The organism is Undibacterium sp. GW821-FHT07F11 (assembly GCF_059418665.1).
In genome coordinates, this window is record NZ_JBWKQH010000001.1 from 159,359 (window position 1) to 177,536 (window position 18,178).

20 protein-coding genes are annotated in these 18,178 nt (G+C 50.3%); 7 read left to right on the plus strand and 13 right to left on the minus strand.

Going from position 1 to position 18,178, the window contains the following annotated elements; all coding sequences use genetic code 11:
- Nucleotides 1-63 precede the first annotated feature (63 nt).
- A complete protein-coding gene (locus AC07OI_RS00665) occupies nucleotides 64-801 on the plus strand; it encodes a hypothetical protein (protein WP_495255957.1) in 738 nt (245 codons plus the stop codon).
- A gap of 72 nt (nucleotides 802-873) precedes the next feature.
- Here AC07OI_RS00665 and glmU read toward each other — a convergent pair whose 3' ends face one another.
- A complete protein-coding gene (gene glmU / locus AC07OI_RS00670; RefSeq protein WP_495255958.1) occupies nucleotides 874-2,232 on the minus strand; it encodes a bifunctional UDP-N-acetylglucosamine diphosphorylase/glucosamine-1-phosphate N-acetyltransferase GlmU in 1,359 nt (452 codons plus the stop codon).
- A 202-nt stretch (nucleotides 2,233-2,434) separates the two neighbouring features.
- Here glmU and AC07OI_RS00675 point away from each other — a divergent pair, with 202 nt between their 5' ends.
- The 6 genes from AC07OI_RS00675 (at nucleotide 2,435) to AC07OI_RS00700 (ending at nucleotide 9,225) form a co-directional block, all read left to right on the plus strand.
- Entirely contained in the window at nucleotides 2,435-3,073 is a 639-nt protein-coding gene (locus AC07OI_RS00675; RefSeq protein WP_495255959.1) for a PepSY-associated TM helix domain-containing protein, read from the plus strand.
- Between the two features lie 62 nt (nucleotides 3,074-3,135).
- Nucleotides 3,136-3,654: a DUF2271 domain-containing protein gene (locus AC07OI_RS00680; RefSeq protein WP_492703748.1), complete on the plus strand. Its 519-nt coding sequence runs from the start codon at nucleotides 3,136-3,138 to the stop codon at nucleotides 3,652-3,654.
- 54 nt (nucleotides 3,655-3,708) lie between these two features.
- Entirely contained in the window at nucleotides 3,709-4,518 is an 810-nt protein-coding gene (locus AC07OI_RS00685; protein WP_495255960.1) for a DUF4198 domain-containing protein, read from the plus strand.
- A 22-nt stretch (nucleotides 4,519-4,540) separates the two neighbouring features.
- Complete coding sequence (locus tag AC07OI_RS00690) at nucleotides 4,541-5,557, plus strand: FAD:protein FMN transferase (RefSeq protein WP_495255961.1); 1,017 nt, start codon at nucleotides 4,541-4,543, stop codon at nucleotides 5,555-5,557.
- A gap of 29 nt (nucleotides 5,558-5,586) precedes the next feature.
- A complete protein-coding gene (locus AC07OI_RS00695) occupies nucleotides 5,587-7,062 on the plus strand; it encodes a sulfite reductase subunit alpha (protein WP_495256341.1) in 1,476 nt (491 codons plus the stop codon).
- Nucleotides 7,063-7,302: 240 nt separating this feature from the next.
- Nucleotides 7,303-9,225, plus strand: coding sequence for a M64 family metallopeptidase (locus tag AC07OI_RS00700; protein ID WP_495255962.1), 1,923 nt, complete (start codon nucleotides 7,303-7,305; stop codon nucleotides 9,223-9,225).
- Between the two features lie 59 nt (nucleotides 9,226-9,284).
- On the opposite strand, the gene AC07OI_RS00705 is transcribed toward AC07OI_RS00700, so the two are convergent.
- The 12 genes from AC07OI_RS00705 to AC07OI_RS00760 all read right to left on the minus strand — a co-directional run bounded on the left by AC07OI_RS00705 (nucleotide 9,285) and on the right by AC07OI_RS00760 (nucleotide 18,006).
- Nucleotides 9,285-9,716 carry a nuclear transport factor 2 family protein gene (locus AC07OI_RS00705; RefSeq protein ID WP_492703752.1) on the minus strand — a complete coding sequence of 144 codons (432 nt, stop codon included), beginning with the start codon at nucleotides 9,714-9,716 and terminating at the stop codon, nucleotides 9,285-9,287.
- Nucleotides 9,717-9,722: 6 nt separating this feature from the next.
- On the minus strand, nucleotides 9,723-10,361 hold the full coding sequence (locus AC07OI_RS00710; RefSeq protein WP_492703753.1) for an SGNH/GDSL hydrolase family protein: 639 nt from the start codon (nucleotides 10,359-10,361) through the stop codon (nucleotides 9,723-9,725).
- 13 nt (nucleotides 10,362-10,374) lie between these two features.
- The gene (locus AC07OI_RS00715; protein ID WP_492703754.1) at nucleotides 10,375-10,716 is read right to left on the minus strand and encodes a zinc ribbon domain-containing protein YjdM; all 342 of its coding nucleotides are present in this window, start codon (nucleotides 10,714-10,716) and stop codon (nucleotides 10,375-10,377) included.
- 74 nt (nucleotides 10,717-10,790) lie between these two features.
- Nucleotides 10,791-12,842: a PAS-domain containing protein gene (locus AC07OI_RS00720; protein WP_495255963.1), complete on the minus strand. Its 2,052-nt coding sequence runs from the start codon at nucleotides 12,840-12,842 to the stop codon at nucleotides 10,791-10,793.
- Nucleotides 12,843-12,961: 119 nt separating this feature from the next.
- Nucleotides 12,962-14,596 (minus strand): hypothetical protein, encoded by a 1,635-nt coding sequence (locus AC07OI_RS00725; RefSeq protein ID WP_495255964.1) that lies wholly within the window; start codon nucleotides 14,594-14,596, stop codon nucleotides 12,962-12,964.
- Between the two features lie 8 nt (nucleotides 14,597-14,604).
- Complete coding sequence (locus AC07OI_RS00730) at nucleotides 14,605-15,057, minus strand: GNAT family N-acetyltransferase (protein ID WP_492703757.1); 453 nt, start codon at nucleotides 15,055-15,057, stop codon at nucleotides 14,605-14,607.
- A complete protein-coding gene (locus AC07OI_RS00735; protein ID WP_492703758.1) occupies nucleotides 15,054-15,554 on the minus strand; it encodes a DinB family protein in 501 nt (166 codons plus the stop codon). Before AC07OI_RS00735 ends, AC07OI_RS00730 begins: the two co-directional genes overlap by 4 nt.
- Before the next feature lie 189 nt (nucleotides 15,555-15,743).
- Nucleotides 15,744-16,181, minus strand: coding sequence for a hypothetical protein (locus AC07OI_RS00740; RefSeq protein ID WP_495255965.1), 438 nt, complete (start codon nucleotides 16,179-16,181; stop codon nucleotides 15,744-15,746).
- A 157-nt stretch (nucleotides 16,182-16,338) separates the two neighbouring features.
- Entirely contained in the window at nucleotides 16,339-16,812 is a 474-nt protein-coding gene (locus AC07OI_RS00745) for a VOC family protein (RefSeq protein ID WP_492703760.1), read from the minus strand.
- Between the two features lie 80 nt (nucleotides 16,813-16,892).
- A complete protein-coding gene (locus AC07OI_RS00750) occupies nucleotides 16,893-17,189 on the minus strand; it encodes a cupin domain-containing protein (RefSeq protein WP_492703761.1) in 297 nt (98 codons plus the stop codon).
- A 15-nt stretch (nucleotides 17,190-17,204) separates the two neighbouring features.
- Nucleotides 17,205-17,699, minus strand: a complete 495-nt coding sequence (locus AC07OI_RS00755; RefSeq protein ID WP_495255966.1) for a nuclear transport factor 2 family protein — start codon at nucleotides 17,697-17,699, stop codon at nucleotides 17,205-17,207.
- 67 nt (nucleotides 17,700-17,766) lie between these two features.
- The gene (locus tag AC07OI_RS00760; protein ID WP_495255967.1) at nucleotides 17,767-18,006 is read right to left on the minus strand and encodes a hypothetical protein; all 240 of its coding nucleotides are present in this window, start codon (nucleotides 18,004-18,006) and stop codon (nucleotides 17,767-17,769) included.
- Between the last annotated feature and the right edge of the window lie 172 nt (nucleotides 18,007-18,178).

An 18,178-nucleotide genomic window follows, 5' to 3' on the forward strand; every position in this document is an offset into this window, starting at 1 on the left:
GACATTGCCGTACCAGACAACACACAAACAAACACACAGATTATTAACTTACTGGAGTCCATCATGAAAAACCTCTTTACTACAACTACGATCAAAAACATGCTGCTTACCGCAGGCATCGCTACCCTGTCCATCAGCAATGCCATGGCCTTTTCTGAAACTGAATTCAAAACTGCCGTCAAACAACTGGTAAGTACCTCCAGCATCAGCCAGGAGCAATACGTTGCCAACGCAGTCAGCGCCTGGTTGAACCAGGATTACATCAATTCCCTGGCACAAGCAGAAATAGATGCCAGCAGAACAGCCAACCTGCAGGCGGCCAGTACCTTTAACAATCTGCTGCAACAGGAACCTGGCAATCCTTTGCTGATGTCATATGCCGGTGCCGCGACCGCCAAGTCTTCACTGGATAAATTTGCCAAAGGTGAAAAGACGACAGCACTGGAAGATGGTACGGCGATGGTGGAACAGGCTTTGCAACTGGCCAATAACAGCCAGGCCATGCATGGCAGCGTACCTGTGGCACTGGAAGTGCGCTTTGTCGCTGCCAGCACTTACCTGGCTGTGCCAAAAATCATGAATCGTCATGACAAAGGTGAGCAGTTGCTGAAAGATGTTATCGATGCCCAGCAGTTTGCACAGACTGATGTGAATTTCCGTGGTGCGGTATGGATGCGCGCGGCGACTTTGGCAGCAGAAAAAAACCGTGCAGATGAAGCGAAAAAATACCTGAATGAGATATTGAAAAACAATGCGCCACAGTCCGCAAAAGCTGCGCAGTTATTGCAAACATTGTCCTGATCTGTTGATGTGTATTACTGTGTAGCGGCCAGCCGATATGACTGACGTAACTGACCACTACACCGTGAATGTTTACTTCTTGATTTTGACTGGACGCTGCCAGCCATCGATGGTGATTTGTTTTGCGCGTGATACGGTGAGCTTGCCTTCCGGTGCATCCTTGGTCAGTGTCGTACCCGCCCCCAGCGTCGCACCCTTGCCTACCCGCACTGGTGCTACCAGTTGCGTATCGCTGCCGATGAAAGCATCGTCCTCGATGATGGTGCGGGATTTGTTCACGCCATCATAATTACAGGTAATCGTACCGGCGCCGATATTGACGCGGCTGCCTATGGTAGCGTCACCGATATAGGCCAGGTGATTGGCCTTGCTGTGCGCGGCGATCTGGCTGTTTTTGACTTCAACAAAATTACCGATATGCACGTCTTCTGCCAGCTCTGTGCCCGGGCGCAATCTGGCGTAAGGGCCTATCTGTGATTTGGCGCCAACGATGGCATCTTCTATATGGCAGAAGGCCTTGATGGTGCTGCCTGCTGCTATGCGTGCATTATTGATGACGCAATTCGGGCCTATGGTCACGCCATCTTCCAGTTGCACATCACCGATAAAGACGCAACCTACATCGATAGACACGTCACGCCCGCATTGCAGGCTGCCACGTACATCGATACGCGCCGGGTCATACAGGCCCACACCTTGTTCCAGCAATCTGAGGGCAATGTTTTTTTGATGCGTGCGCTCCAGCTCGGCCAGTTGCACCTTGCTGTTGACACCCAGGGTTTCCCATACTGCGTCGGGCTGGGCTGAGACAACTTCCACGCCATCAGCCACTGCCTGGGCAACGATGTCGGTCAGATAATATTCACCCTGGGCGTTCTTGTTGGATAAATTACCCAGCCACTTTTGCAGATGTGCCGTCGGTATGGACATGATGCCGGTATTGGTTTCTGTGATCTTGCGTTCAGTCTCATTCGCGTCTTTTTGTTCGACGATGCGTTTGATGATGCCGCTCTCTCTGACGATGCGACCCAGTCCGGTAGGGTCAGCCATGTCCACGGTCAGGATGCCCAGCTTGTCCTTGCCAGCCGCCGCGATCAGACGTGCCAGGCTGGCTGGGGTAGTCAAGGGTACGTCGCCATACAAGACCAGGGTAGGCTGGTTGACATCCAGCACAGGCAAAGCCTGGGCGACAGCGTGGCCAGTACCCAGTTGTGGTTCTTGCAATGCAAAGCGCAAGTCTTCTGCAGCGACAGTCGTTGGCACCTGCTCGCCACCGTGGCCATAGATCACACAAATATTGCTGGCCTGGAGTTGCCGCGCCGTCGCAATCACATGGTTCAACAAAGGCTTGCCTGCCAGGGTATGTAAAACCTTGGGCAAGGAAGACTGCATGCGTTTGCCCATGCCTGCAGCAAGAATAACGACGTTCATATGGGGTAAATATAAGTTGATATCGGTAAAAGTTTATCACGTGCAGCTTTGCCGGACTTTATGAAAGACTTACCAAAGACTTGCCAAATTGCCTACTAGCCTTTATTCAGGAAACAAAAATGTACAATTCCTGCTGCTTTTCCGGCACGACTCCATGTACAATTGAGAATAATTATCATTTAGAATGAGCAAGAATAAATTTATGCAATCCGGTACGGACAATTTATCGCAACAACAAAGCAGGGCTTTCTGGTTGCGCCATTTACATCAATGGCATTGGATCAGCTCAGCACTTTGTCTGATTGCCATGATCCTGTTTGCTGCCACGGGTATCACCTTGAATCACTCGGCACAGATAGAAGCTCACCCTGTTGTCAGCAAAAAAGAAGGCAAGCTGCCGCTGGCTTTGTTGTCGCAATTAAACGCTTTGAAAAATACTGATGATGCCCCCATACCTGGCGACGTCAGCGACTGGCTGGCGCAGGACCTGGGTATCAAGCTGAGTGGTCAGGTACCAGAATGGTCGCCGGAAGAAGTGTATGTAGGCTTGCCGCGCCCTGGTGGTGATGCTTGGTTGCGCATTGCTTTGGACAATGGCGAGATTGAATATGAGCTGACCAGCCGTGGCTGGATTGCCTATTTCAATGACTTGCATAAAGGTCGCAATACCGGCACTGCCTGGAACTGGTTTATTGATGTCTTTGCCGTGGTCTGCCTGATTTTTTGTGTGACGGGCCTGTTCCTGCTGAAGATGCATGCAGGCAAGCGTCCGAGTACCTGGCCGGTGGTTGTATTTGGCCTGGTGCTGCCACTCTTACTCGCCCTGATGTTTATTCACTGATTATAAAAGAATTTAAAAGATTTAAACCGTCCACTCTTTGTCCATAAAAAGGTTGTATATCCATGCGTAAATTGCTCCCGTTTGCCATCACCAGTTTGCTGGGTGTCCCGGCCATGAATGCTGTCGCGGCTGATCTGACCCTGAAAGTCGAAGTACCGCGCCTGAATGTGGCTGAATATCACAAGCCTTATGTTGCCATCTGGGTGGAAAAACCAGACCAGACATTTGCTGGCAACCTGTCAGTCTGGTATGACTTGAAAAAACGCGACAATGAAGGCACAAAGTGGTTGAAGGACTTGCGCCAATGGTGGCGTCGCAGTGGTCGTGAATTGCAGATGCCGGTTGAAGGTGTAAGTGGTGCTACCCGTACAACAGGTGAACAAACCCTGAGTTTTGCAGGCGACAAAGGTGTGTTGGCCAAATTGCCAGCTGGTGAATATCAACTCATCGTAGAAGCTGCGCGCGAAGGTGGTGGTCGTGAAGTCGTCAAGGTGCCATTCCAGTGGCAAGCCAAAGGTGAGCAAAGTCTGAAAGCACAGGGCACCAGTGAACTGGGCGCGATTGCTGTCACCATTAAATAATCGATACGCGAATAGACACGCTCATAGACATGTAAAAAAGGCTCAAGAACCATCATGAAAAATTTTAAAAAAATCGCCCTCTTCTCAGCTCTGGCTTGCGCGGCTTTCACGGCTCAGGCGCACCGTGCATTTCTGGTGCCGTCTTCCACCATTGTCGCTGGCAATACGCCATGGGTAACCGTTGATGCAGCGGCTGCTACCGATGTCTTCGTTTTTGATCACAATGCCCTGAAACTGGATAACCTGTTTATCACAGCACCAGATGGCTCGGCATTAAAACCGGAAAACGCCAACACAGGTAAATACCGCAGCAGCTTTGATGTCAAACTGAGCCAGATCGGCAGCTATAAAATCGGTATCCTGAATGAAGGCCTGTTCGCCAGCTACAAGGAAGAAGGCAAGGTAAAACGCTGGCGCGGTACGGCAGAAACATTTGCCAAGGAAGTGCCCGCCAATGCCGAAGAACTGCAAGTCACACAACGCAGTGGTCGCGTAGAAACTTTTGTCACCAATGGTAAACCCGGTGGCAAGGCCATGGATATTACTGGCAGTGGCCTGGAATTGAGCGGTGCCACTCACCCTAACGATCTGGTCGCTGGTGAAACAGCCCAGTTCCGCCTGACACTGGATGGCAAACCAGCAGCCAAAGTCAGTGTCACCCTGATTGCTGGTGGCTTGCGTTATCGCCAAAAACTGGATGAAAAAACTTTCGTCACTGATAGCGACGGCAAGTTCAGCGTGACCTGGGCAAATGCAGGCATGTACTGGATGGAAGCAGAAATCAAGGACGACAAACAAGTCAAAGCTCCAGCCAAATCCAGAGTTGCCAGTTATGTAGTAACGCTGGAAGTCTTGCCGCAATAATAGCTATTAATACTGTGTGAATATGCGTCGTGTTTTTATACCGCTGGATGTAGCGGCACCACAAATTCCGCCTGCCCATGCCATCAGCCATACACTCGGTGGCAACAGCATGGGCACCAGCTGGACTGTGCAACTACTCTGCCTGCCGGCCCGTGACGCGCACGAATTGCAGGCAGGTATAGAGGCTGAGCTGAACCAGGTCGTCATGCAAATGAGTACCTGGGATCCCTCCTCACATTTATGCGAGTTCAACCGTGCACCGGCGCATAGCTGGCAATCTTTGCCAGCAGAGTTTTTCAAGCTGGTTGACTACAGCCTCTATCTGTCACAACAGACAGGCGGAGCTTACGATATCACGACAGGCAAGCTGGTTGATCTGTGGGGTTTTGGCCCTACAGGCAAACGCGCAAACAAACCTACCGAAGCTGAGATCAACAGCACCCTGCAAGCGGGCAACTGGAAATCACTGGAGCTTGACCACCTGGAGCAGCGCTTGCGCCAGAATGGCGCGGGTACCAGCAACGTCGCTCTGGATTTGTCGTCGATTGCCAAAGGCTTTGCCCTGGATCAGATTGCCCGTTACCTTGATGCGCAAAAAATCACCAGCTACTTGATAGAGCTGGGGGGAGAGCTGCGCGGACTGGGCATGAAAAAAGACCAGTCACCCTGGTGGGTCAGAATAGAAAACCCTGCAGACAATGGCGGCAAACTGGACAAGGAATATCTGGTCGCCCTGCACGGCTTGTCGATTGCGACATCCGGCGATTATCGCCAGTATTTTGAACAGGATGGCCACCGCTATGCGCATACCCTGGACCCGCGCACTGGCTACCCGGTAGACAATGATCTGGCATCTGTCACTGTATTGCATCCCGAATGCATGGTGGCTGATGCCATGGCAACTGCGCTGACGGTACTGGGCTGCTCTGCCGGGCTGGCATATGCCAATCAACATCAGATCGCTGCCTTGTTCCTGCAAAGAACAGCATCTGGCTTTGAAGAAAAAATGAGCCAGACCCTTATTGCCATGCTGGATTGAGCAAGATGCGCCTGCCTTCTTTAAGCTGGATGAACCGTATCTGCCTGGCCCTGACTCTCTCGTGCCTGGCCAGCTTTTTTCTTCCTTTACCTGCACAAAAACAATTCAGCACTGCCTTGGTCGTCATAAGCTACCTGAGTTTTTGCCTGCAAACCATGCGCAGGCATAAAGACGAATTAGCTGCCCAGCACAAAGGTTTTAGTTCTGAGCTGGATCAGAATAATGAGCAAAGCATACTGATCGCTTATGCCAGTCAAACAGGTTTTGCGGAACAGATTGCCCTTAAAACTGCGCAGCATTTGCAAGATGCCGGAATGACAGTTGCTATCAGCAGCATGGCCAGCATCAAGCTGGAAACCCTGAGCAAGAGCAGCCGCATGCTGTTCATCGTCAGCACTACCGGTGAAGGCGATGCCCCAGACAATGCAGCAGCCTTCACCCGCCTGGTGATGAGTCAGAAAATCGATTTATCACATTTGCATTTTGCTGTACTGGCACTGGGTGACAGGCATTATCAGCAATTCTGCGCCTTTGCCCACAGAGTGGATCTTTGGCTCAAGCATCAGCAGGCGCATAGTCTGTTTGACATGATAGAAGTCGATAACGGCGATGAGGGTGCGCTACGTCATTGGCAACATTATCTGGGCCTGCTCAGTGGTCACACCGAGATGGCAGACTGGAGCAAACCTGGTTACCAGGAGTGGATATTGACAGAAAGAGAATTGCTTAACCCCGGCAGCCTGGGTGGTCCTGCTTATCGCATCGCCTGTGTCCCGGCACAACATGCTGGCAGTGCTGATTATGCGTGGCAAGCTGGCGATATCGCCGAAATTGGCCCTGATTATCCCCCGGACACAAATCAGGTAAATAAGCAGATAAGTAATATGGCCGAACGCCCTGCCCTGCCACATCGAGAATATTCGATCTCGTCCTTGCCTGCCGATGGCAAACTGGAATTGCTGGTGCGCCAGATGCACAGACCCGATGGCAGCCTGGGCATAGGTTCTGGCTGGCTGACCGCTTATGCAAAAATCGGGCAACCCATCAAACTGCGCATACGCGAGAACCGCAACTTCCACGCGCCATCGCAAGACCATCCACTGATACTGATCGGTAACGGCACCGGACTGGCAGGTTTGCGTGCCCACATCAAAGCACGTACTGCGAATGGTCATTTACACAATTGGTTGTTTTTTGGCGAAAGAAATGAAGCACATGATTTTTTCCATCGCGAAGAAATCCTGGCTTGGAAAACAAATGGTGCGCTCAATAAAGTGAGCCTGTGCTTCTCTCGCGACCAGGCTGAGCGCCGCTATGTACAACATGCCTTGCAAGAGCAACAGGCTGATATCCGGCTGTGGGTAGAGCAAGGGGCTGCCATACTTGTCTGCGGCAGCCTGCAAGGCATGGCGGAAGATGTGCACCAGACCTTGAGTAATCTGCTGGGTCTGGATAAACTGGAACGCATGGCAGAGTTGGGGCTGTACAGACGGGATGTGTACTAAGCGCAGAACGCACTTTTCTGATCGTGCTGGGATCATCAGAAAATGGACCGTCAGTATCGCAATTCAATTTTGCAACACTTGTTGCAATTCCCTACATGAAATTCATGTCTTTTTTCATATACATTGTTGTACGATAGCGTTTGCCCGTTTTTGTTAATATATTTACGGGAATACTTTTGACACGGCAATGCTGGGCTACAGTGTTGCTAAAATCCGTACTTATAACAGGGCTTACCCATCATGGCAGACGTCACCACCATACTCAATAATGGCAGCAGTAAAAACCGCGTTGATATTGTCTTTGTCGCTGAAGGTTATACCGCCGCTGAGCGCGCCCAGTTTTTGGCAGATGCGCAAAAATTTCTCGACAATATGCTGGGTGATGCCAATGCCAAGCTGAATGCTCCATTTTCACCGTATAAAAACCTGTTTAATGCCAACGCCATTTTTGTCGCCTCTGCACAATCAGGTACGGACCAACCCAACAAGAATATCAGCGTCAATACCTATTTCGATGCTACCCAGCATGGTAGTGACGGACGTTTGCTGTATGGTGATTTTTCCAAGGTAAATACGGTTGTCAATGGCGCTGTCGCCAGCGACGCGCATGAACTGGTGATAGTGCTGGTCAATACCGCACTATACGGCGGGGCTGGTGGTTCCATCGCCTGGGCATCTGCCGGAAATATTTCTTCTGCTGAAGTGGTGTTGCATGAAATCGGCCACAGCTTTGCCGGCCTGCAGGATGAATATGTGGATACTTCCATCGCTAGTAATTATCCTGTGACTGATTCTGGCTTCCTGAATAGCCCGCATGTCACCGATTCGCTGAGCCGCATCCCCTGGTCTGCCTGGCTTGGTTATAAGGATGGTGATCTCGGCGTGGTCGGTACTTATGAAGGTGGCTATTACCGTAATACGGGTATTTGGCGCGCAACCCAGGATTCAAAAATGAATCACCTGGGTGTGGCTTTCAGTGCGCCTGAAAAAGAAGCCTTTGCGCTGAAATATTATGCCGCCATTGGTGACTATCTTGACCTGTATTCGAGCATACCCGGCATCTATCAACCATCGGTGCCCGACAGCAGCTTGCTGGCCTATACCTGGAAGATAGGCGGCAACACTGTCAATACCACAGACAAAGTCTATTTTGATGCCTATGGCTCCGGTGCCTACAAGTCAGGGGCCAGCCTGAGCCTGACGACCGTAGATAATACTGGTTATATACGCAAAAACCTCAGTACCACACAACAGACTGAATCCACGACACTGGACAAGACCATCATCAACGTCAGTGGTGCCAGCAGCAGCCTGAATGCCAATAACACTATTTACCAGTTTGATGGCAGCAATAATACGATAGGCCTGAGTGCGCCTCAATCTGTACGTTATGACTATATTGATGGTGGCGCAGGCACAGACACCTTGGTCATCAGTGCCAAACTGGGTACAGGTGGTGGTAGTTATTTTGTCTGGGAAATCGGCAACAACACCATGTTGCTGGGTAACCAGAATGCGGCTTACTGGGCTGCCCACAATGTAGAGAAAATACAGTTCACCGACTACATCGTTAATACCACAGTGTATGACAATGCGCATACCATCAAGACTGGGGAATTGAAGGCGCTGGAAGAATTGTATGTTGCCTATTTCAATCGCGTGCCAGATGCCGATGGCCTTGATTACTGGATCAATCAGTTCAAATCAGGCATGAGTTTCAAGCAGATAGGTGATGCATTTTTCCTGGCGGCAGCCCAGTTCCCGGCACAAACCGGTTATAGCGCCAGCCTCAGCAATACTGATTTCATCAATATCATTTATAAGAATGCCATGGGCAGGACCGATGGCGCTGATGCAGCCGGCATGAAATACTGGCTCAATGAACTTGATACCGGCATACAAAGCCGTGGTTCCATGGTCAGTGCCGTACTCGCAGGCGCACGTGCTTTCACTGGCGATGCGACCTGGGGCTGGGTTGTCAATTTGCTGGACAACAAAATCAAGGTCGCCAACCAGTTTGCAGTGGAATGGGGTTTGAATTACCTGACACCAGAGGCATCCATCACGAATGGTATCGCAATTGCCTCTGCAGTCACGGCGACCGATATTTCAGCAGCGATTGCACTCGTGGGCATTTACGATGGTCAGATACAATTTGCCTGATGTGTAATTCACTTTACGCTTGCTAGCGCAACAAGAAAGCCACCTTTGGGGTGGCTTTCTTATTTGACGATACCGGCGTGTATCGCAGTCTGGCCATCGCTCCAGAATACTTTCTGGACGATGGCATTGATCAGCCATTGCCCACTGGGCTTGATCAAACCAAATTCATACAGACAATGGGTGTGCAGGGTCTGGCCCTCTGCATTCTTGCGAAAAATAACTGTAGAGACTTTTGCCCTGGCAGTATCACCTGTCAATTCTATTTCAGTATTACCACTCAGATGATGGGTCTGCAAATCTTGCAAGGCGATGCGGCGTAATTCCGCGTAATGCTTATTACTCATCTGCTCGGGTGGGGTACCGCGCAAATCTGAATAATCAGTGTAAACAGATGCAGCCAGACAGCCGCATAAAGCATTCCAGTCTTTCAGGTCAAAACTATTGGCAAACCTGGCCAACAGGTTTTGAATGGCATGCAAGTCGGCGCTCATAAAAACTTACTTCAAGATCGAAGACACCACACCGACCAGTTCCCAGCCCAGTATCAGATGCTGGTCAGCATCCAGGTGCACGCCATCGTATTCGCTGGAGGTGACGACACTGCCTGCATCAAAGAAATGGCAGCCTGCAGCGGCGGCAACTTCTTTATAGGCGTCGGCCAGACCCGCACATTTTTCTTCACAACCAGTAAACTTGGGAGCAATCGTACCCTTTGGTATGCGTGGTGGTGGCGGTACAACGACGAGTATGGGCGGGATCTGCATACCAGGTTCTATCGGCGCCTGGCGTATGGTATTGATAATCACAGCCAATCCTTGTGAGGATAACCAGGCGTCATTCTGATGCATGGACTGAAAATCATTAATGCCCAGCATAACGATCACCAGTGACAAGGGTGTCAGGGTTTCTATGCGCTGCGCCAGACCTTGTGATCCATTGCGCCCCGGCTTGAAGGGATCTTCCCACACCGTGCGACGTCCATTCAGGCAATCTTCCACTACGCGCACATGCTGGTCAGCACTGTTGAGGCCGATCTCCAGTACACCTGGCCAGCGCTCTTCAAAGTTCAGACGTTTGCGTGTCGTCGGGATCAAGCCCCAGGACAAAGAATCACCATAGACCAGTATGTGCCGCATGCATTACTCCAGATTAGACTTTTTTCAGATAACAGGCTTTTAACATGAAATTGCCTGCGTCCATTTTACAATCGACTTCATGGTCGCCGCTGACCAGGCGTATGCTTTTGACTTTGCTACCCATTTTTAATGTGGTAGACGAACCTTTGACTTTCAGATCCTTGATGAGGACAACTGCATCGCCATCAGCCAGTACATTGCCGTTTGAATCCTTGACGATGCGCTCATCACTATCTTCCGCTGCCGATGTGGCTTGCATTGGCCATTCATGCGCACAATCGGCGCAGATATAGTTGTCGCCATCTGGGTAAGTATTTTCCATGGAGCAGACTGGGCAGGCGGGAAATTGGGACATGAAGGGCTTTCTTGATGCAAAAAGAAAGATAGTATAGCCGACCGCTCTTCTCAAACCGGTAATACCCGAGCGCATTAGTCAGCCGGACCAGCGGGATCAGCAGAGTCAGTATCATTGACAGTTGCGACAAGAGGGATTTGCATGACAAAACTGGTACCGGCACCTTCTTCACTCTCTATGCGGATATCGCCACCCAGCAAACTGGTGACGATGTTATAGACGATATTCATGCCCAGTCCGGTACCACCCTGACCCAGCTTGGTGGTAAAGAAGGGATCAAATACCCGGCCCAGATTTTCTGTGGGTATGCCCACACCATTGTCGTCGAAGCGCAGTTCTACCCTGTCTTGCCCCAGCATGGTGGCGCTGATCCAGATTTGTCCGTCGGGCTTGCCTTCAAAGGCATGCAGGATGGCATTATCGACCAGATTGCAAATAACCTGATCCAGCGGCCCCGGAAAACTATCCAGTTCTATTTGCTCTGGTATATCCATGTTGATACGCAGACCCGCCTGGCGTATCTTGGCCATCATGGTGGCAATCACATCATGGCAAACCTTGCCGAGATTAAAACGGCGGCGCTTGGAACTGGCCTGGTCGACAGCCACTTGCTTGAAGCTGACAACCAGATCAGCAGCATTGTTCAAGCCATGCTCTATCAACTCACTGGCATGTTGCGCCGCCTGCAAATAAGCCGTCAGATCCGAGCGGCGAATATTGCCGTCACTCACCTTCTGGGCAAATTCCTGGGTCTTGGCTTGCAGGGTACTGGCTGTCAACAAGCTGTTGCCGATGGGAGTATTGAGTTCATGCGCTACACCGGCCACCAGCGAACCCAGGGCTGCCAGTTTTTCACTGCGCATCAAATCATCCTGGGTATGGCGTAGCTCTGTAGTGCGCTCGGCGATATTCTGTTCCAGCAAACTATTGGCTTTCGACAAGGCCGTCTGCACTTTTTTGAGTTCAGTAATGTCGGTATAGGTGGTGACAAAACCTTGCAACTTGCCATTTTCATGGATGGGCTTGCCCTGCACCAGATGGGTATGGGCATTTGGGCGGGTGCGTTCAAACTCATGCGCCTGAAACTGTCTGGCCAGAGTCAGGCGGGTGCTGATAAGTTCTTCAATATCACCTTCCCCATACTCACCACGTTCGGCCATGATGCGCAATAAGTCTTCAAATGGCACCCCCTGGTAAATCGCATCGGGGTGATAATCGAGCACATCAAGAAAACCCTGGTTCCACAAATACAGTTTCAACTGATCATCGAACACACTTAGACCCTGGGGCATATGTGCCAGCACGGCTTTCAGAAACAGGGATTGCTTGCGGAATTCAATTTCTATACGGCGTTTGGCTGTCACATCCATGCAAGTGGTAACAAAGCCACCACCTTCTACCGGCACGCCACGCACTTCTATAATGCTGCCATCAGAACGCAGGCGTTCATAAGAATAAGGGACATCGCTTTGTATGATGGCCATGAGCTTGGCCAGTTTTTCTTCATCGCTGGCGCTGCTGAACTCACCATATTCACCACGTTTGATATTCGCTTCAAACACTTCACGCGCCAAGGGTGGCTGTCCCTGAAACAGGGCTGTTGGCAAATCCAGCATACGCAACAACTCACCGTTCCAGGCCACGACCCTGAGATTTTCATCGATCAGTGAAACACCACCAGGAAAATTTTCCAGTAAAACGCGGAGTTTTTCATTTTTCTTGCGCGTAGCCAGTTCTGCCTGCTTACGCTCTGAAATATCACGTACCACGGCAACGATGCATAGTCGACCATTATCTTCCAGGAGATTCAAGGCTACTTCAGAAGTGAACAGGCTACCATCTGCCCTGCGGGAAGCCCATTCAAAATGTTGGGGCTGACCAGATTTGGTCAGTTCTATATAGCTGTTGGCAGCAGTAAGGGAATCACGCCCGTCAAACTGAGTGGCGGCAGACAGATGCACAGGCGAGCTGGACAGCAATTGCTCTCTTGATAAGCCAAACATTCTTTCCGCACTGGGATTGCAATCAATGAAATGCTCTCCCTCTAACACAAGCAAGGCATCCTGAGCCTGCTCTACCATGGCGCGGTATAGGGCAACTCTGGATACTTCAACTTTGCCTGGCATGGGCTTTCCTGATTGAGCTAAGGGATGGTGTCGAAAGTAAATACAGCTTACATTTTCAGTATTCCTCAAACCTGCACAGACTACAAGCGGCAAATCTGGCGAGGTACAAATTTATGCAATCAGCGGTCCAGGCTAGCTAATAGTTTCTTCATATCAACTGCATAAAATTGCTCAACAGGCTCATATGCCTGCCTGCAGGGCAGGTCCAATTGCAAGCCAGAGTCCATGGTCAATCTTACCTGCGACCGCAGCCTGCAAGCAGCTATGGTGGCAGCCAGGGTGTCAGAATGATTATATAAAGGCAAATTTTCAGACTTGATGATATTCATGCCACCACGCAGTGTCTTGCAACCCTTGACTTCATCCACGCTGATTTTGTCCGCTTGTGGAAACATGCTGGCGCTGCCGCAATCCGCTCTCATCAATTCCTGCATGGCTTGATTGATCATGGCATTCTTTTGTTGCTGGCTGGCGACGACCGGGTGGGCTAGCCCCGTTTGACGGAAAAAATCTATCCAGACAGCCTGCATGCTTTCCTGCTTGCCGAGCAGTCGGGGCAACCATGTACTTTTGCAGTCATGTTCATCGCCACATTCAAGGGCTTGGGCAAAATCTGGCCTTGGTGCCTGCGCCGGTACCTGCCTGAGTTCCTCATAAAAACCATCAAAACGCTCAAATGGTCCTGCCTTGCCCTGCCTGGCTGCCAATCCGTATACATAGACTGCCAGACCACAGCGATAATCAAGCAGCCCGCCACGTATCTGATTTGCTGTCAAATTGCCCCAACTGGACTGACGCACATGCAGCAGACAATCGCCGAGAGCCATGTTCAAGTCTTCAGCTGCCTGCTCATGGTTCAGCCATCCTTTGCGTACAGCCATCAGCCAGCGCAAGAATTCGCCACCACCCTCATGGATCAGGCGTGCATCGGCATAGGCATCAGTCGCATCACGCATTTGAAAACGATGACTAAATTCATGCGACACAAACAAGGTCATCATGCGTTCTGTCTCCGCATCCGGCTGCAAGGGCCAATTGACAAAAGCCAGACGCATGACGTCGGCAGCGTCGCCATCTGGCCTGAGGCCACCAGGACCTGCAACCCTGGAGACCGCAACGATGGGCATCTCGAATTTTGCTTTTGGCAAAGCCTGGCGCAAAAAAGTGACGCTTTCGTCACCCGTTTTGCGTATATTGCTGATATTGGCTTCCCCCATTGCGGCGTCAAAATAGCCAATAAAATTACCCACCACCTTTAATTGCTTTGGCAATAATAAGGCAGCCATATCACCACCGTTTCCATCAGCGGGCCTGGCATTGTCTGCAAATAACCGAGCATTCATGGCAATACCAGGTGCACTAAAACTGTAGTTCACTTTGCCGCAACTTTCATCCACGGCAAAATTGCTGGTATGAACGTAAATCGCGTCACCCACGGGAAAAGCTGCGGGATACCCCCGCACTTTATTCGCACTGACAGGTACCTGGAAACGTAATTGCGTACACGCCGCCTGCTGACTGCTCGCTTGCTCACCATCCGCCTTGCTGCAAGCATCAAGTGGCTGCCAGCTACTACGTATTTTTGCTGCATCACTGCCATGCTTTTTAAAAACCAGTTGAGCGCATGCCGGTGGTAACTGATAACTCACTTCGAGTGCCTGTGGATGCAGAAATTTGATATTGACGTCAACATCTGCGCAAGCACAACCAGATACTGCCAACAAGCAGGTCGCAAGTATTTTTTTATATTTCATAGGGATAATTATTCAGTGGAATTATTTTCCTGAAGTGGCCCAGTATGTTCCAACAGATAATAAACCCCATCTTCACCTTGCCCCTGTTCGATTTGATGCCATCCCAGATGCTGATAAAATTTCAGGGCAGCATGGTTTTGTGCCACGCATTTCAATTGCCAGGGGAAAGGCAAATAAGTTTGCAGATGCTGCAACAGAGCCCTGCCCAGACCCTGCGTTTGCGCTTGAGGATCTACATACAAGTGATGGATATAGGCATCACCTTCCTGCACTGCAAGAACGGCCAATATATGATCCATTGCATCCACTGCGACCCACACTGTTTCGCCATGAGTAACATCAGCAAAACCGGGAATGGTTTCTACAGCACGCTGCTGCCATGCAGCTTCAACCAGGCATTTCTGGTAAATTGCCTGCAGGGCGCTGGCATCCGAATCACTGGCTCTGCGTATGGTAGTCAAGACTGAGCAGCCGTTTGCTGGCTCAGGAATACGGTCAAAGTATCTTTCGGTAGCTGCTTGCCTATCTGGAACAAGATACGGCCAACCGCACCCCGGTGATAATTTCCATGGGTGGCTACATGCAATAACATCTCACCACGGGACATGCAGCCAGGTGTACCATCCACAAAAGTAAAGCGTATGTCATCTGCGAACCTGGTTTCTTGCTGGGCAGCGACATAGTCCATGTACCACTGATCCACTTCTTGCACGCCTCGCTGCAAATCGGCCAGCGTGGGTGTTTCTTTGGTGTTCAGCGCAGTAAAGCCATGTTGCTGGCTTTGCAGGTTGGCGACGAAAATCTGGTCAACTACATAGATATGATTGAGGATGCGTATCGCATCATGCAATTCACGCGCATGCTCGTCTGGCGAGACGCTGGCTGCCAGCTGATACAAGTCGGCATTGGCCCAGGCCTTGTATTCAAACAAAGTCAGTAAAAGTTTTCTGGTATGCATACAATTCCGCTAAAACACACAATAAATTCATACGTCGGCAATGGTCTGCAAAGTAGCCTGCAGCAAATTGCATTTTCACACATATTTTAGCGAGTAATACACTTACGCGTCGGGATACTGGAATCGATAGTGAGCGGGCAAAAAAAAGCCTGTCATCAGAACAGGCATTTGTGTCATAGCGCAGACAATTTATTTTGCAGCTTCTGTCGAGGCAGTCAGCAAATGCAGGGGCCGCACCTCTTGAGATTTTGACTTTACCTCACTAATGGAAATTGTTCTGCCATCCAAAAACACTTGATAAGACGAAGCAGATCCGCCTGAATTTTGCCTTAGCGACATACGTGTCTTGCCATTGAGCTGGTAATCAACGCCAGAACCGCCATGTACTGCGCGGTATTTGATGGTCTTGCCATCGATACCGGCATTGAACGCCGCAGCCCCCTTCATCTTCAGCAAGACATCATACAAGCCATCTGCATTTCTGCCAGCAAATTGCGCCATTTCCACTTCCACATCTTCACCTTCCAGGTATTTACCATAAGGATTCACGACGATGGTCTCAGCCATGGCAAACCCCGTCACGGCGAACAAAAAAAACGCAGCAATCAATGGCTTTGGTAGTTTCAATTTTATTTACCTTTGGATGTAAGTGACTTATAGACTGGCAATCAGCGATTCATAGCAATTCATATACGCTGAATTTTGGGTCTGGCAATCTTACATAAATAAAATCAAAACTTGGATATAGGCAGAAATATTTACAAAATTTACATTTTTTACAAACTCATCCCCTATAGGCTTTGTCCAGGTCAGCAATGATAATTTTCTTCATCTGGAACATAGCCATCATGACCCTTTGCGCCTTGGCCGGGTCAGCGTCATTGAGATAATTGATCAGGGCTTGTGGCACGACTTGCCAGGAGAGACCGTACTTGTCCGTCAGCCAGGCACACTGGCTTTCTTTGCCGCCGCCCGCCAATAATTTGTCCCAGTAATAATCTACTTCTTCCTGCGACTCGCAATCGATGACAAAAGAAATCGCCGGAGTGAAGCTGTAATGCGGGCCGCCATTGAGTGCCACAAATTCCTGCCCGGCCATGGTGAACTTGATGGTCAGCACCGTCCCCTTGGGCAGGGGTGCGCCTTCACCATAGTGGGCAATGCTGAGAATTTTTGCATCCTTGAAGATGTCGAGATAAAACTGTACGGCTTCTTCAGCCTGATGATCAAACCAGAGGAAAGGGGTGATTTTTTGCATGATGCTGTCTCCGTATTAAATATAGATTCAAGATGAAGTACACGATCTGCTGCTAAAACTTATTCCAATATTCTTGCAATTCACTGATCAATGATAACCAGGGTACCCCTGCTGCCAGCCGCAACCGCGTGCGGAGTATGCGCAGGCACCAGATACAGCTCACCCGCTTTGACAGCGACAATCTCGCCGTGAATGTCGAGATTCATTTGCCCATCCAGCACCAGCAGCGCTTCCGTGAAGTCGTGGGTTTCGTCAGGATAGTCACATTCATCCATGCGCAAGACTTTGACTTGCGCACCACCAGCCTTGCCCAAGATGGCAGACCGCCACGCACTTGGCAAAGATGCCGCTTCTGAAATCAAATTTTTATGCAACATCTGTCTGCAAACCTTTCAATGACTGTCTTTTAAAGCCGGGTCCCAGTGTTCTGCAATCTTCCCGTTTTCTATGCGGAACATGTCAAACCAGGTTGTCGTGTATTTCTTGCTGGCATCTTTGGGATCTGGCACAGTACTGACAAAGCTCAAAATCACTTTGTCGCCTTCGGCAGTAATCGCCACCAGCGGCGCCTTGACCCTGGCCTGTATGTCTTTGGGTTTGACGAATTTGCTGAAGAGTTCGACAAAAGCCGCACGCCCTGTCCCTACTCCTGGGTTGTGCTGCATATAGGACTCGGCCAGATATTTGTCTGCCAGCTCCATATGCCCGCCTTCAAACACTTCCCGCCAAAAGTCATACACCAGCCGCTTGTTCGCAGCCAGCCGCGCATCCGCACTGGCCAGCATGGCCTCATGATCAGGATTGGCCTGCACAGGCAATTGCGCATGAGCAAGCAAAGGCAGACTAAGACAGGAAACCAGGGCAAGACGACGAAAAGAAATCAACATGAAGCGCTCCTATTGGAAAAACATATTTTGCTTACCAGCCTGCAGCCAAGTGCCCCACAAAGCAACGCTACTTGCCCGCATCACCCTTCGCAGGCTTGGCAGCAGCCCCACCCGTTTGGACCTCAACAATCGCCCTTTGTTCATCCGCCTTCTGCTGCATCAACTGCGCCGCCTCTTTCGCCTTATCCAGCTGTGCTTTCTGTTCGGAAAGAATATTGGCCGAAGCGCTGGGTTCAACCTTGGGTTCTGGTGGTTTGTTGCAGGCAGCAAGAATAGAGACGCAAGCTAAAACGAGAATGGTACGCATGGAATACTCCTAGAAGCTGCAGCATCGCAGCCATGACCAGATTAATTGTAGATAGGTATTCTAGCAATAAATAGCGTCTAGCAAAAAACAAAAAAGCCCGAAGAGTTTTCGGGCTTTTGTGCTCTATAAAGGCGCGCGCAGCGTCGCCTTACCAATCAGCCGTATCCGTGGC